Here is a 14,841-nt window from a genome sequence, read left to right as displayed (position 1 = left end):
CCGTTCCCATACCGAACACGGAAGTTAAGCTCTCTAGCGCCGATGGTAGTTGGGACCTTGTCCCTGTGAGAGTAGGACGTCGCCAAGCAACTAAAAACACAAGTCATTTGACTTGTGTTTTTTTATTTCCCATGAAATAGATTTGGTTCCATTAATAAAAAATTTGAAATATAGTAAGGGATTTTTTGAGCAGAAATACTTAGAAATTGATAAATAAATGGATAATCTTCAGAACCATAACTTCCAAGTAAGTCATACCACCAATCTGTTTCATATCTAGAAATCATGCTTAAATTATAGAGCAATAAATAATGAATGAGGAGTTCAGGTAATATTGGCTTAGGATTTCTAGGGTCAGTCGTAAGTGGCAAATAATAAGTATTAGTAAGATGTTCATAGTATAAAGGAGTACTGTACATAGGGTTCCATGATTGAATAGGCGCTGTAAAAAGTAAATTCGATTTATTAGTCTTCTCAGGTACGTGTTGTATTGATAAATGCTTACAAGATGTTTCAATGTAACGAGAAAATCTCTCTTTAGTCATATGTAATCGATCTAGTAGGTTGACTGAAAAGGAGAGCTCATTTTTAATTGTTGAATCAATTTTATATAAAGTTGATCCTTTTTGACTATAACGAAATAAATTTTGTAATTCTGGAATATTTCCCATTAGTTCTAACATGTTAAATTTTTCTGCTTCTAAGTGTTTCATGTGAAACAGTTGTTCTGCAACATGAGTAAACAATCCGTTTTTTTGTACCTTCACCTCATCTTCTAAAAATTGATACCCTTGTTTTTTTCGTTTGCGAGTTGTAACGCCATGAGCTAAAACAGTAGTGGATTCAGGATAGTTAGGGTCAATAGTTAGTAGGCATGCTTTAAACAGTTGACTAATTCCATAAAATAACAACATTGGTTGAATGGAAAATGGAGCTGTCTTATATAATTCATAATAATTTTTCCCGTGTTCTAAGTAATAAATAAAGGGATAACAATTTTCAAAACTTTTTTTTTCTGCATCCTGAATAGAGGATTTTTCATAACAACGGGCAAGATAACGTTGTACGTTTTGAGATGAAAAAAAGAAACTTAACTGCTGCCAAGTACAAGATGTTTGATGCATATATTACGCTCCTTTTATTGTCTAAAAATTCTAACATATATATACGTCCTTGACAGTATTTTAACCAATTGATAAGCTACTAATAATAATTTCTGGTATCATAGGGGGAACAATTATGTGGGAATCTAAATTTGTTAAAGAAGGTTTGACTTTTGATGATGTATTACTTGTACCAGCTAGGTCAGATATATTACCAAGAGAAGTAAGTGTTAAAACAGTTTTATCTGAAAGCTTACAGCTAAACATCCCGTTAATTAGTGCAGGAATGGATACAGTAACAGAAGCTGACATGGCTATTGCAATGGCTCGCCAAGGTGGTTTAGGAATTATTCATAAGAATATGTCTATTGAGCAACAAGCAGAGCAAGTTGATAAAGTAAAGCGCTCTGAAAGCGGCGTTATTTCAGATCCTTTCTTCTTAACTCCAGAACATCAAGTATATGATGCAGAACATCTTATGGGAAAATATCGTATCTCAGGTGTACCGGTTGTAAATAATTTAGATGAGCGAAAATTAGTTGGTATTATTACAAACCGTGATATGCGCTTCATCCAAGACTACTCAATCAAAATTTCTGACGTAATGACAAAAGAACAATTAATTACAGCTCCAGTTGGTACTACACTGGAAGAAGCTGAAAAGATCCTACAAAAGTATAAAATTGAAAAACTCCCTCTTGTTGATAATAACGGTGTATTACAAGGGCTTATTACAATAAAAGATATTGAAAAAGTAATTGAATTCCCAAACTCTGCTAAGGATAAGCAAGGACGCTTATTAGTTGGAGCAGCAGTTGGTGTAACAGCGGATGCTATGCTTCGCATCGATGCATTAGTAAAAGCTAGTGTAGATGCAATTGTACTTGATACAGCACATGGACATTCTAAAGGTGTTATTGATAAGGTAAAAGAAGTTCGTGCTAAATACCCATCACTAAATATTATCGCTGGAAATGTTGCTACTGCTGAAGCAACGAAAGCATTAATTGAAGCTGGTGCAAACGTAGTTAAAGTTGGTATTGGACCAGGTTCTATTTGTACAACACGCGTTGTAGCCGGTGTTGGTGTACCACAATTAACTGCAGTTTATGATTGTGCAACAGAAGCTCGTAAACACGGTATTCCAGTTATTGCTGATGGGGGTATTAAGTACTCTGGTGATATGGTGAAAGCTTTAGCGGCAGGAGCACATGTTGTTATGCTAGGTAGCATGTTTGCAGGTGTTGCAGAAAGCCCTGGAGAAACTGAAATTTACCAAGGTCGTCAATTTAAAGTGTATCGTGGTATGGGTTCTGTCGGTGCGATGGAAAAAGGAAGTAAAGATCGTTACTTCCAAGAAGGTAATAAAAAGCTTGTCCCAGAAGGTATTGAAGGACGAGTGCCATATAAAGGACCTTTAGCAGATACAGTTCACCAATTAGTTGGTGGCTTACGTGCAGGTATGGGATATTGCGGAGCACAGGATTTAGAATTCTTACGCGAAAATGCACAATTCATTCGTATGTCAGGTGCTGGCTTACGTGAAAGTCATCCTCATCACGTACAAATTACAAAAGAGGCTCCAAACTACTCATTATAATGTCTTATATACAAATAGACAGAGATTTGATATCTCTGTCTATTTTTTTTTGATTATGTTAGAATAACGGTTATGTGAGTACATAGATATTGGGGGTAGCAAAAGTGAAAGGTATGTTTTGCAAAAGATTCATTGCTTTGGTAACAGTGCTTACACTAGCTTGTAGCATTTTTATGCCATATAGCAATGCATCAGCTGAAACAGGAGCCGCTTTAAACATTGAAGCAGGTGCGGCAATTTTAGTAGAAGCGAATTCTGGGAAAATTTTATATCAAAAGAATGCAGATGAATTATTATCCATTGCTAGTATGACAAAGATGATGAGTGAATATTTAGTTCACGAAGCAGTGGATAAAGGAAAACTTAAGTGGGACCAGAAAATTAAGGTTTCTGAATATGCATATAAGGTTTCACAAGATGCTTCATTATCAAATGTTGCATTAGAAAATGGTGGCTCTTATACAGTAAAAGAGTTATACGAAGCAATGGCAATCTTTTCTGCAAATGGTGCAACAATTGCATTAGCAGAAGCAATTGCAGGTAAAGAAGTAGACTTCGTAAAAATGATGAATGACAAATCGAAAGAACTAGGGTTAAAAAATTATAAATTTGTCAATTCTACAGGTTTAACGAATAAAGATTTAAAGGGAATGCATCCTGAAGGAACAACAGCGGATGAAGAAAATAAAATGTCTGCAAAGGATGTTGCAACTTTAGCACAACATTTAATTAAAGATTATCCAAAAGTGTTAGATACAGCAAAAATCCCTAAAAAAGAATTCCGTCCAGAAAAAGAGAAGTTTGGAATGTCGAACTGGAACTGGATGTTAAAGGGCTTAGTTAAAGAATATGATGGTGTAGATGGCTTAAAAACAGGCTCAACTCCAGAAGCAGGAGATTGCTTCACTGGTACGGTTGAAAGAAACGGAATGCGTTTTATTTCTGTAGTTATTAAAACAAGTTCTCATACAGCACGTTTTGATGAAACAAAGAAGCTATATGATTATGGATTTGCTAACTTCGAAGTGAAACAAATGTATAAAAAAGGTTCTTCAGTAAAAGGACAAGAAACAGTACGAGTAGAAAATGCGAAAGATAAAGATGTAGCAGTTCAAACGAAACAAGCTATTTCACTTCCAGTGCCAAAAGGAAGTAAAGATGTTTATAAAACAGAATTAAAAGAATCAAGTAAGGGACAAGAAGCACCTATTAAAAAGGGAGCTGCGCTTGGTCAAATGGTAATTACGCCAAAAGATACAAACGACCCTGGATTTTTAACTGGTAAGTCACTGCAAGTGGATCTTGTAACGACATCTGAAGTAGAAGAAGCAAACTGGTTTACTCGTGCTATGCGCGGAATTGGTTCATTCTTTAGTGGTATGTGGAATAGTGCTGTTGATACAGTAAAAGGTTGGTTTTAAAAGCTCCTCACGATAGGAGCTTTTTTTTATTCCTATTTTTCATACCGACTTTATGAAAAAGTAGTAGACAAGCATCTGATAGTTAGTGGTAGAATGTAAGAGTATTCTTAATTTTCGCCTTTAACGGGGGAAAGCAATTCACCTAGGGGGGTTTTTGTACATGACAAATGTAACAGGGACAGAACGTGTAAAACGTGGAATGGCAGAAATGCAAAAAGGCGGCGTTATTATGGACGTAGTTAACGCTGAACAAGCAAAAATTGCAGAAGAGGCAGGCGCAGTTGCCGTTATGGCATTAGAGCGTGTACCAGCAGATATTCGTGCAGCAGGTGGCGTTTCTCGTATGGCAGACCCAACAATTGTTGAAGAAGTTATGGGTGCGGTGTCAATTCCGGTTATGGCAAAATGCCGTATCGGTCACCTTGTAGAAGCACGTGTATTAGAATCATTAGGGGTAGACTATATCGATGAGAGTGAAGTATTAACTCCTGCTGATGAAGTATACCATTTAAATAAACGTGATTACACAGTTCCATTTGTATGTGGTTGCCGTGATATCGGAGAAGCTGCACGTCGTATTGCAGAAGGTGCATCTATGCTTCGTACAAAAGGTGAACCAGGAACAGGAAACATTGTAGAGGCAGTGCGTCATATGCGCCAAGTCAATGCAGAAATCCGTCAAGTTGCGAGTCTACGTGAAGATGAGTTAATGACATATGCAAAAAATACTGGCGCTCCTTACGAAGTATTACTTGAAATTAAACGTCTTGGTCGCTTACCAGTTGTAAACTTTGCGGCAGGTGGTGTAGCAACACCAGCAGATGCAGCATTAATGATGCAACTTGGTGCTGATGGGGTATTTGTTGGATCTGGTATCTTCAAATCAGAAAACCCAGAGAAATTTGCACGTGCAATCGTTGAAGCAACGACTCATTATGAAGATTACGAACTAATTGCAAGCCTTTCTAAAGGATTAGGTAATGCAATGAAGGGTGTCGAAATTTCAACGTTATTACCAGAACAACGCATGCAAGAGCGTGGATGGTAATTAAAGGAGAACTTTAAAATGGTGAAAATCGGTGTACTAGGTCTTCAAGGTGCAGTTCGTGAGCATGTAAAATCAGTTGAAGCAAGTGGTGCAGAAGCTGTTGTTGTAAAGCGTATAGAGCAACTTGAAGAGATTGATGGTCTTATTTTACCGGGCGGTGAAAGTACAACAATGCGCCGTCTTATTGATAAGTATGCTTTCATGGAACCACTTCGTACATTTGCAAAGTCTGGTAAACCAATGTTTGGTACATGTGCAGGGATGATTCTTCTTGCGAAAACACTTATTGGCTATGAAGAAGCACATATTGGGGCTATGGATATTACAGTTGAGCGTAATGCGTTCGGACGCCAAAAGGATAGTTTTGAGGCTGCGCTTTCAATTGAAGGCGTGGGTGAAGACTTCGTTGGTGTATTTATCCGTGCGCCGTATGTTGTAGAAGTAGCTGATAATGTTGAAGTGCTTTCTAAACATGGTGACCGAATGGTAGCGGTAAGACAAAATCAGTTTTTAGCTGCTTCATTCCATCCGGAATTAACAGATGATCATCGTGTAACAGCATACTTTGTTGAAATGGTAAAAGAAGCGAAAATGAAAAAAGTTGTATAAGTAACTTGCAACTTGTATAAGATTATAGTAAATTGATGGTAACAATTTTATAAAATAAGCGTGTTGATAGGAAATAGTAACAAATGTCGTTTCTTATAGAGAGTCGATGGTTGGTGGAAATCGATAGAAACAGTTTGTGAATCCATCCTGGAATGGAATGTGGAATATCTTTTGGATTAGTAAGCATTCCCGGTGAAGAGCCGTTATTTCTACTTGAGAGGAAAGCGGTAATGCTTTCAACTAGGGTGGCAACGCGGGTTAACTCCCGTCCCTTTATATAGGGACGGGAGTTTTTTGTGTTTTATAAAATAAAAGGAGGAGTATACAATGCTTGATATTAAATTTTTACGTACAAACTTTGAAGAAGTAAAAGCGAAATTACAGCATAGAGGCGAAGATTTAACTGATTTTGGTCGTTTTGAAGAATTGGATACGAGAAGAAGAGAACTACTTGTTCAAACAGAGGAACTAAAAAGTAAACGTAACGAAGTATCTCAACAAATCTCTGTATTGAAGCGTGAAAAGAAAGATGCAGAAGCTCTAATTTTAGAAATGCGTGAAGTTGGAGAAAAAGTAAAGGATCTTGATAACGAACTTCGTACAGTTGAAGAAGACTTAGAAAGATTAATGTTATCTATTCCAAATATCCCTCATGAATCTGCTCCAGTTGGTGAAACAGAGGATGATAATGTAGTAGCACGTACTTGGGGAGAAGTGAAAGAATTTACTTATGAGCCAAAACCACATTGGGATCTTGCTACTGATTTAGGAATTTTAGATTTTGAACGCGCTGGGAAAGTAACAGGAAGCCGCTTCGTATTCTACAAAGGTGCTGGTGCAAGATTAGAGCGTGCTTTAATTAGCTTTATGCTTGATCTTCATACTGATGAGCATGGATATGAAGAAGTATTACCTCCATATATGGTAAACCGTGCAAGTATGACAGGAACAGGACAACTTCCAAAGTTTGAAGAAGATGCATTCCGTATTGAAAGTGAAGATTACTTCTTAATTCCAACAGCTGAAGTACCTGTAACGAATATGCATCGTGATGAGATTTTAAATAAAGAGCAATTGCCTATAAGATATGCTGCATTTAGCTCTTGCTTCCGTTCTGAAGCAGGTTCAGCTGGACGTGATACACGTGGTTTAATTCGCCAGCATCAGTTTAATAAAGTAGAGCTTGTGAAGTTCGTAAAACCAGAAGATTCTTATGAAGAGTTAGAAAAGTTAACAAATGATGCAGAACGCGTGTTACAATTATTAGAGTTGCCATATCGCGTTATGAGCATGTGCACAGGCGATTTAGGATTTACAGCGGCGAAGAAATACGATATTGAAGTATGGATTCCAAGCTATGGCACATATCGTGAAATTTCTTCTTGTAGTAATTTTGAAGCTTTCCAAGCGAGACGTGCAAATATCCGTTTCCGCCGTGAACCAAATGGAAAACCAGAACATGTTCATACATTAAATGGATCTGGTCTTGCAATTGGACGTACGGTTGCAGCTATTTTAGAGAACTACCAACAAGAAGATGGTACAATTATAATTCCAGAAGTTCTTCGCCCTTATATGGGAGGAAAAACAGTTATTAAGTAAATTTAAACATTCATCGGTATGAGTGATTGGTAATTATGAGCGTTGTCAGTACTGTAATGTAGGAAGGGGAAAGTAAAATTTTCCTTTCCTCATAATTTATTTTAGTAGGGTTGACTAACTGTTTTTCTTTTGATATTATATTTGATGTCAATATGGAGGTATACCCAAGTCTGGCTGAAGGGATCGGTCTTGAAAACCGACAGGCGGCGAGAGTCGCGCGGGGGTTCGAATCCCTCTACCTCCTCCAGATATAATTGACAACAGCGCATATAAGTGGAGATTGGAGAACTCGTTACCAACACGTAACGAGTTTTTATTTTAAAACCAATCATAAAGTATGGTGTAAGGTAATTTTGTCCTTATTACACACTCATATTCCGATGATTATCTTCATAGATATGAAAGGAGTCAACATGGATCTTATTATACAAACGTTTCCTTTAGATGGAAAAACTTTATATTATGTACAATGTCCTGTCTGTAAGAACAATAGAATTTTAAACAGTGGTGCAAACGTATCACGCATTATTAGTGATGATACATTCCGTAAACTTTGTGGTTGTACTTGTGATGTAAAACCAGCTACGAGTAAAGTAGAGGCGCCAAAACAAGTTAAAAAAGCAGCTGTAAAGAAAGAAGCAGCTCCAAAACGTACAGGTAAAGTATTAACGGCAGTAATTAACGGGAAAGAAATGACTGTTAAAGAGATTGCTGAAGCATACGATATTAGTACAAGTACTGTTCGTCAGCGCATTAACGCAGGAAAACCTGAGAGTGAAATTATTGCTCCAACAAAGAAGAAGTAATTTAATAGGAAAACCCGTGCATATGCACGGGTTTTTTATTTTACAAGTTTACGTGTTTGTTTTAAAAAATGGCCAATTTTTTTTATGATTGGTTCGATTGAATCACCATCTTTTAAAATATCGTACTCATTAATATTTAAGCGTAATACAGGGCATGAATTAAAGTTGTTAATCCAGTTTTCATAACGTCCATGCATTTCTTTCCAGTACTCAATTGGTGTTTGCTGTTCCATTGGGCGCCCGCGTTCTTGAATACGATCGACAATATCATCGAAAGAACCTTCTAAGTAAATTAATAAGTCTGGATGAGGGAAGTAAGGAGTCATGACCATAGCGTCAAATAAACCTTTGTATGTTTCATAATCAGTTTCCGTCATTGTTCCTTTTTCATGATGCATCTTTGCGAAAATTCCAGTGTCTTCGTAAATGGAACGATCTTGAACAAAACCGCCACCATATTCAAAAATTCTTTTTTGTTCCTTAAATCGTTCTGCTAAAAAGTACACTTGTAGGTGGAAGCTCCAGCGAGTGAAGTCCGCATAGAACTTGTCCAAATATGGATTGGAATCTACTTTTTCAAATGATGTGCGATAACCTAAAGCATTAGCTAATGCAGTTGTCATAGTTGATTTACCCACACCTACTGTTCCGGCGATAGTGATTACTGCGTCATTGGGTATATCATATTTTTGCCTTAAATTCATTATTATTTCGACTCCTTTAAGAGAGTATTTTGAAGGGCAGATAGGATAACGTTTAAATCATCAGGATTTTTTACAAAATCCATATCGTCGCCATTAAATTTCAATACTGGTATTTCCGGATGATCTTTTTTAAAAGCATCCATTGCTGTTTCATAATCTTTTGTGAGCTGTAGTAAGTAATTTGGATCCATGTTTTTTTCAAATTCTCTTCCGCGCATGGCGATTCGTTTTTGCAATGTTTCTAGGCTAGCTGTTAAATAAACAATGACATTTGGCACAGGCATATCTTGTGTAAGGATACGATAAATTTGCATGTATTTGTCATATTGAGAGTCTTTTAATGTGCGGGATGCAAAAATTAAATTTTTAAAGATATGGTAATCCGCTACTACTGGTTTCCTTTGATTCAAGTACTTTATGTTAATGTCTTCTAATTGTTTGTATCTATTACAAAGAAAGAACATCTCTGTTTGAAAACTCCATTCGTCGATGTCTTCATAGAACTTTCCTAAAAAGGGATTTTCATCAACAATCTCTTTTAGTAAGTGGAGTTGCATGTGAGTTGAAATTTCCTTCGCAAGTGAAGTTTTTCCAACACCAATTGGTCCTTCAACCGTGATAAATGGTACTCCGGTCACGCTGTTTCCTCCTTTCAATCAGTGATTTACCGTGACTACTAAAAACACAAAACAGAATTATTGTAGCACAAGAGGGAAGCGAGCGGGTTAATTTGATATAAAAAGTTAGAAAATAGATATATGTATTAATTAAATTTTATTTTGGTTGATGATGTTATATTTGCTTTCAATGTAGTTTCCATTATTTTTAAAGCATGTATATTATCTTGGTCGTTGTTAGAGGCGATACAATCCTGTGGTACATACAATTTATAATTTCTCATATGAGCATCATTAGCTGTAAATAGGATACATATATTTCCGGCAACCCCTGTTAATATTAGATTTTCTATTTTTAAATAACCTAGTAATGAATTTAAAGGTGTTTCATAAAAAGCGGAATAATGTGGTTTAATAAAAATGTACTCATCAAAACTTGGAGCAATCTTATGGATTATATTTTCGCTATATTCATTTGTGCAATGAGTAATAAGTTGGTCGATATCAGATCTCCAAAGTTGATAATGGTCATTAACGTAAATTATAGGATAGCCAAAGGATTTCATTTTTTTCTTTAATTGTAAAATAGGGTTTGTTATAGTTTCGCATTTTTTAGCTAGAATGGGTCCGTGGGAAAATTGAAAGTCATTAATCATATCGATAATGAGCAAGGCGGTATTTTTCATATGTAATCCCCTCTCTTTTTTCTTTTAGGGTGGATTGAATTTGTAAAAGTTATCCCCTGTGTAGTAAATGGAAATAAGTGTACTTTATTTGTAATGAAAGGACTATGTTATGGAACAAGATCAAGATATTTATTTTATGCAATTAGCGATAGAAGAAGCTAAAAAGGCAGAGGAAATACAGGAAGTACCAATTGGAGCAGTTATAGTGTTAGATGGTGAGGTAATTAGTGTTGCCCATAATTTAAGGGAAACTGAGCAAAGATCAATAGCTCATGCTGAGTTGCTAGCGATAGATGATGCATGTAAAAAATTAGGGACATGGCGTTTAGAAGATGCAACATTGTATGTAACATTAGAACCTTGTCCAATGTGTGCGGGTGGAATTGTTTTATCACGAGTGAAGCGAGTTGTATATGGTGCAAGTGATCCGAAGGGCGGATGTGCAGGGACATTGATGAATCTTTTAACGGATGAACGCTTCAATCATCAATGTGAAGTAGTATCTGGTGTACTAGAGGAAGAATGCGGTACGTTGTTAACAAACTTTTTTAGAGAGCTTCGTAAAAAAAGAAAAGCAATAAAAAAATTAGAGAAGAATACTGGGAACTAACGTATTTGCATTTTCTAAAGAAACAAGTTATACTGATAATGCCTTTAATGAAGGCAACCGAATATTGGTTTTAACTTTGCCGTGCTAAGCGGGGAGGTAGCGGTGCCCTATACTCGCAATCCGCTCTAGCGAGGCCGAATCCCCTCTCGAGGTTATGTTGCTGTAAGGTCTGCCTTAAGTAAGTGGTGTTGACGTTTGGGTCCTGCGCAACGGGACCCCGTGAACCTTGTCAGGTCCGGAAGGAAGCAGCAATAAGCGGGTCTTCTCGTGTGCCGCAGGAGTGCCTGAACCGAGCTAACTGCTTGAGTAACGCTTATGGTACGTAATCGACGGAGGGTGCACGGCAGTTATATATGTATACAAAACTCACCTTAATACAAAGGTGAGTTTTTTGTATAGAAAATAACTTTTGGAATCTATAAACAGAATGGGTTATAATAAATGAGATAATAACCTTTGAGGGAGGCCGTATTTTCGTGTCATACCAAGCGTTATACCGAACATGGAGACCGCAAAAGTTCGAAGATGTAGTCGGTCAAAAGCACGTGACAAAAACGTTGCAAAATGCCCTTCTTCAAGAGAAAGTTTCACATGCTTATTTATTTTCTGGCCCGAGGGGAACAGGAAAAACGACAATTGCAAAAGTATTTGCAAAAGCAATTAACTGTGAACATGCTCCGGTAGCTGAACCTTGTAATGAATGTCCTTCTTGTTTAGGAATCACACAAGGATCCATTTCAGATGTATTAGAAATTGATGCGGCTTCAAATAACGGTGTAGATGAAATTCGAGATATTAGAGATAAAGTAAAATACGCTCCAAGTGCTGTAGAATATAAAGTATACATTATTGATGAAGTTCACATGCTTTCTATGGGTGCATTCAATGCGCTTTTAAAAACCTTAGAAGAGCCGCCAGGACATGTTATCTTTATTTTGGCGACAACAGAACCTCATAAGATCCCACCTACAATCATTTCACGTTGTCAGCGCTTTGAATTCCGAAAAATATCAGTGAATGATATTGTTGAGAGATTATCAACGGTCGTGACAAATGAAGGTACGCAAGTGGAAGGTGAAGCATTACAAATTGTTGCGCGTGCTGCCGAAGGTGGTATGCGTGACGCGCTTAGTCTTATTGATCAGGCTATATCTTATAGTGATGAGATTGTTACGACAGAAGATGTATTGGCCGTAACAGGATCTGTTTCTCAGCAATACTTAGGCAATTTAGTAGAGTGCATACGTGAAAATGATGTATCAAGAGCATTGCAAATCATAGATGAAATGATGAGTAAAGGGAAGGATCCAGTTCGTTTTATGGAGGATTTCATTTACTATTATCGTGATATGCTTTTATATCAAACTTCACCACAACTAGAACATATGTTGGAACGAGTAATTGTAGATGATCAATTCCGTAAGTTGAGTGAAGAAATGCAACCGGAAGTGATCTATGAGATTATTCATACCCTTAGTAAGGGACAACAGGAAATGAAGTGGACAAATCATCCGCGTATTTTCTTAGAAGTTGTTATGGTGCAATTGTGTCAACAGTTTATGATGCAAGCAAATGGTACAGATCGTTTGCAAGCAATTATGAACAGGATGCAGCAACTGGAGAAAGAGTTAGAGCAAGTCAAAAAGAACGGTGTGCCAGCTGGTGTACAACAGGAAGTAAGAGAGACACGTGCAACACCAAAACCGGTACGAACAGGAAGTATGAAAATTCCTGTCGGACGTGTAAATGAAGTATTAAAACAAGCGAAGCGTCAAGATTTAGAACAATTAAAAGCTGTATGGGGTGAGTTGTTAGGAAGACTCAAATCATATAACAAAGTAGCGTTTGCCGTTTTACTAGAAAATAGTGAACCAGTGGCAGCTTCAGATGACACTTACGTTTTAGCATTTCAATATGAGATTCACTGTAAGATGGCGAGCGAAAATCGAGAAGCTATGGATACAGTAGAACAAGCTTTATTTGAATTGCTAAGTAAAAGGTTAAATATGATTGCCATTCCAAAAAGTGAATGGGGTAAAATCCGTGAAGACTTTTTACAACGTGAAGGTGGAGAGTCTGAAGAAAGCCCGGAGAAAAAGGAAGACCCTCTTATAGAAGAGGCAGTGAAGTTAGTAGGGCAAGAACTCATTGAAATAAAAGAGTAATAATAATTAGGAGGAATTAATTATGATGCGTGGCGGAATGGGAAATATGAATAACATGATGAAACAAATGCAAAAGATGCAAAAGGACATGGCGAAAGCACAAGAAGAGCTTGGTGAAAAAACAGTTGAAGGTACAGCTGGCGGCGGAATGATTACAGTTATTGCAAATGGTCACAAGCAAATTCTTGAAGTGAAGATTAAAGAGGAAGTTGTAGATCCAGAAGATATCGAAATGTTACAAGACTTAGTATTAGCTGCAACAAATGATGCACTTAAAAAGGCTGATGAGCTTTCAAACTCTACAATGGGTAAATTTACAAAAGGCTTAAACTTACCAGGTGGAATGTTCTAGGAGGATATTGATACATGCATTATCCAGAACCAATATCAAAACTAATCGATAGTTTTATGAAGTTGCCAGGTATCGGACCGAAAACAGCGGTTCGATTGGCATTTTTCGTATTAGATATGAAAGAAGATGATGTGTTAGGTTTCGCGAAAGCACTTGTAAATGCGAAGCGAGATTTAGCGTACTGTTCTGTATGCGGACATATTACTGATCGTGATCCTTGTTATATTTGTAATGATTCACATCGAGATCAATCAGTTGTTTGTGTCGTGCAAGAACCGAAAGATGTAATCGCGATGGAAAAAATGAAAGAGTATCAAGGTGTATATCATGTGTTACGTGGTGCGATTTCTCCTATGGAGGGAATTGGACCGGAAGACATTAATATCCCGCAACTCTTAAAGCGACTACATGATGAAACGGTACAAGAAGTGATATTAGCAACAAACCCTAATATTGAAGGGGAAGCTACAGCGATGTATATCTCCCGCCTCTTAAAACCTACAGGCATTAAAGTAACTCGTATTGCACATGGTCTGCCAGTTGGTGGAGATTTAGAATATGCAGATGAAGTGACATTATCCAAAGCGTTAGAAGGGCGCAGAGAAGTATAAGAGGAGAAACAAAAATGTTCTTTCAAAAAAAGGGTAAATTGCGTAAAGAGTATGACGATAAGTTAATTGTACTTTTGGAAAAAGTGAAGAATGAGTGGTTACGTCAGAAGAGAATGGTCGAACAAAGTGTAGAACCGTCTCAAGATGTCATTTGTTCTTTGAAAATAGCAGAGGCGAAATATTTCTTTTTGTTGAAAGAAGCAAAGCGTCGTCCTGTAAAAATGGAACAATGGTAAAAGGTTCTGCTTTCTAAGCAGGCCTTTTTATTTTTTTTAATGCTGAGGTATTGTTTTATTTAGTTTATATGAAAGAGATGCTGCATATGATAACTGTTCTTTTTTATTGTCTTGTCCCATACAAATAGATGTATAGGTCATTCATAAGGAGGAAAAAATGAATTCTACAATTATTATTGTTGGTATTCTTACTTTAGTATTTATTTTTCTTGTTTTTGGTGTTGCCTCTAAGCCATTACGTTTTATAGGTAAGGTGATTTTTCATGTTACTTTAGGAATAGCATTGCTTTTTATCGTAAATGTTGTAGGGACATATTTTGATTTTCATATCCCAATTAACATGGGTACAGCAGCAATAACGAGTTTATTAGGTCTACCGGGTGTGGCAGCATTAGTGATTATTAAGCTTTATATCATGCCAAGATAAAATTATTTTGGCATTTTTTTAAAAAGTGTTGACTATTAAATGATTAATATGGTAAATTAATAAGCGTCGTCAGGAACGAAAGAAAAAGTTGTTGACAGATTTAATGCAAAATGTTAAATTATAAAAGTCGCTGAAACGCGATGTTGAACTTTGAAAACTAAACGAAACAAACAACGTGAAACGTCAATTTTTATTTTAGATGCTAGACAAACTAACTTTATTGGAGAGTTTGATCCTGGCTCAG

The 14,841-nt window shown here is 36.8% G+C and carries 16 protein-coding genes, 1 tRNA gene, 1 rRNA gene, 1 other RNA gene and 1 other annotated feature; of the genes, 15 read left to right on the top strand and 4 right to left on the bottom strand.

Annotation, left to right across the window (positions count from 1 at the left end; all coding sequences use genetic code 11):
- Positions 1–88: ribosomal RNA gene (gene rrf / locus ACTFSL_RS30780) — 5S ribosomal RNA — on the top strand; the annotation flags it as partial.
- 34 nt (positions 89–122) lie between these two features.
- Here the strand turns inward: rrf and ACTFSL_RS30775 are convergent.
- Positions 123–1,124: a YaaC family protein gene (locus ACTFSL_RS30775; protein WP_119682816.1), complete on the bottom strand. Its 1,002-nt coding sequence runs from the start codon at positions 1,122–1,124 to the stop codon at positions 123–125.
- Positions 1,125–1,239: 115 nt separating this feature from the next.
- Between ACTFSL_RS30775 and guaB the strand changes: the two genes are divergently transcribed.
- From guaB to ACTFSL_RS30740, 7 genes are all read left to right on the top strand, one after another.
- Positions 1,240–2,703: an IMP dehydrogenase gene (gene guaB / locus ACTFSL_RS30770; protein ID WP_000264088.1), complete on the top strand. Its 1,464-nt coding sequence runs from the start codon at positions 1,240–1,242 to the stop codon at positions 2,701–2,703.
- 113 nt (positions 2,704–2,816) lie between these two features.
- Positions 2,817–4,124: a D-alanyl-D-alanine carboxypeptidase DacA gene (gene dacA, locus ACTFSL_RS30765; RefSeq protein ID WP_124749816.1), complete on the top strand. Its 1,308-nt coding sequence runs from the start codon at positions 2,817–2,819 to the stop codon at positions 4,122–4,124.
- 160 nt (positions 4,125–4,284) lie between these two features.
- A complete protein-coding gene (gene pdxS, locus ACTFSL_RS30760) occupies positions 4,285–5,172 on the top strand; it encodes a pyridoxal 5'-phosphate synthase lyase subunit PdxS (protein ID WP_000186165.1) in 888 nt (295 codons plus the stop codon).
- Between the two features lie 18 nt (positions 5,173–5,190).
- Positions 5,191–5,781: a pyridoxal 5'-phosphate synthase glutaminase subunit PdxT gene (gene pdxT / locus ACTFSL_RS30755; protein ID WP_000238787.1), complete on the top strand. Its 591-nt coding sequence runs from the start codon at positions 5,191–5,193 to the stop codon at positions 5,779–5,781.
- A 54-nt stretch (positions 5,782–5,835) separates the two neighbouring features.
- Positions 5,836–6,057, top strand: a binding site (T-box leader).
- Between the two features lie 51 nt (positions 6,058–6,108).
- Positions 6,109–7,383 carry a serine--tRNA ligase gene (serS, locus tag ACTFSL_RS30750; protein ID WP_000884187.1) on the top strand — a complete coding sequence of 425 codons (1,275 nt, stop codon included), beginning with the start codon at positions 6,109–6,111 and terminating at the stop codon, positions 7,381–7,383.
- 154 nt (positions 7,384–7,537) lie between these two features.
- Positions 7,538–7,630 (top strand) — tRNA-Ser (locus ACTFSL_RS30745).
- 166 nt (positions 7,631–7,796) lie between these two features.
- A complete protein-coding gene (locus tag ACTFSL_RS30740; protein ID WP_000364193.1) occupies positions 7,797–8,189 on the top strand; it encodes a DUF3797 domain-containing protein in 393 nt (130 codons plus the stop codon).
- 35 nt (positions 8,190–8,224) lie between these two features.
- On the opposite strand, the gene ACTFSL_RS30735 is transcribed toward ACTFSL_RS30740, so the two are convergent.
- The 3 genes from ACTFSL_RS30735 to ACTFSL_RS30725 form a co-directional block, all read right to left on the bottom strand.
- Entirely contained in the window at positions 8,225–8,893 is a 669-nt protein-coding gene (locus ACTFSL_RS30735; RefSeq protein WP_001053585.1) for a deoxynucleoside kinase, read from the bottom strand.
- A 2-nt stretch (positions 8,894–8,895) separates the two neighbouring features.
- On the bottom strand, positions 8,896–9,531 hold the full coding sequence (locus ACTFSL_RS30730) for a deoxynucleoside kinase (protein ID WP_000148218.1): 636 nt from the start codon (positions 9,529–9,531) through the stop codon (positions 8,896–8,898).
- Between the two features lie 125 nt (positions 9,532–9,656).
- Positions 9,657–10,196: an isochorismatase family cysteine hydrolase gene (locus tag ACTFSL_RS30725; protein WP_000798724.1), complete on the bottom strand. Its 540-nt coding sequence runs from the start codon at positions 10,194–10,196 to the stop codon at positions 9,657–9,659.
- Between the two features lie 109 nt (positions 10,197–10,305).
- Between ACTFSL_RS30725 and tadA the strand changes: the two genes are divergently transcribed.
- The 7 genes from tadA to ACTFSL_RS30690 all read left to right on the top strand — a co-directional run bounded on the left by tadA (position 10,306) and on the right by ACTFSL_RS30690 (position 14,597).
- Positions 10,306–10,806, top strand: a complete 501-nt coding sequence (gene tadA, locus ACTFSL_RS30720) for a tRNA adenosine(34) deaminase TadA (RefSeq protein ID WP_000434329.1) — start codon at positions 10,306–10,308, stop codon at positions 10,804–10,806.
- Positions 10,807–10,885: 79 nt separating this feature from the next.
- Positions 10,886–11,150: signal recognition particle sRNA large type (gene ffs, locus ACTFSL_RS30715), an RNA gene on the top strand.
- Between the two features lie 132 nt (positions 11,151–11,282).
- Positions 11,283–12,971, top strand: a complete 1,689-nt coding sequence (gene dnaX, locus ACTFSL_RS30710; RefSeq protein WP_000121587.1) for a DNA polymerase III subunit gamma/tau — start codon at positions 11,283–11,285, stop codon at positions 12,969–12,971.
- A gap of 25 nt (positions 12,972–12,996) precedes the next feature.
- The gene (locus ACTFSL_RS30705; protein WP_014894853.1) at positions 12,997–13,323 is read left to right on the top strand and encodes a YbaB/EbfC family nucleoid-associated protein; all 327 of its coding nucleotides are present in this window, start codon (positions 12,997–12,999) and stop codon (positions 13,321–13,323) included.
- A gap of 14 nt (positions 13,324–13,337) precedes the next feature.
- Positions 13,338–13,934 (top strand): recombination protein RecR, encoded by a 597-nt coding sequence (gene recR / locus ACTFSL_RS30700; RefSeq protein WP_000559169.1) that lies wholly within the window; start codon positions 13,338–13,340, stop codon positions 13,932–13,934.
- A 14-nt stretch (positions 13,935–13,948) separates the two neighbouring features.
- Positions 13,949–14,170, top strand: a complete 222-nt coding sequence (locus tag ACTFSL_RS30695) for a YaaL family protein (protein ID WP_000466019.1) — start codon at positions 13,949–13,951, stop codon at positions 14,168–14,170.
- Between the two features lie 157 nt (positions 14,171–14,327).
- Complete coding sequence (locus ACTFSL_RS30690; RefSeq protein ID WP_001089273.1) at positions 14,328–14,597, top strand: pro-sigmaK processing inhibitor BofA family protein; 270 nt, start codon at positions 14,328–14,330, stop codon at positions 14,595–14,597.
- Positions 14,598–14,841 lie beyond the last annotated feature (244 nt).

Source organism: Bacillus cereus group sp. MYBK108-1 (genome assembly GCF_051917185.1).
Lineage (GTDB): Bacteria > Bacillota > Bacilli > Bacillales > Bacillaceae_G > Bacillus_A > Bacillus_A cereus.
Note: the sequence above shows the minus strand (reverse complement) of the source record. Positions and strands in the feature narration are given on the sequence as shown.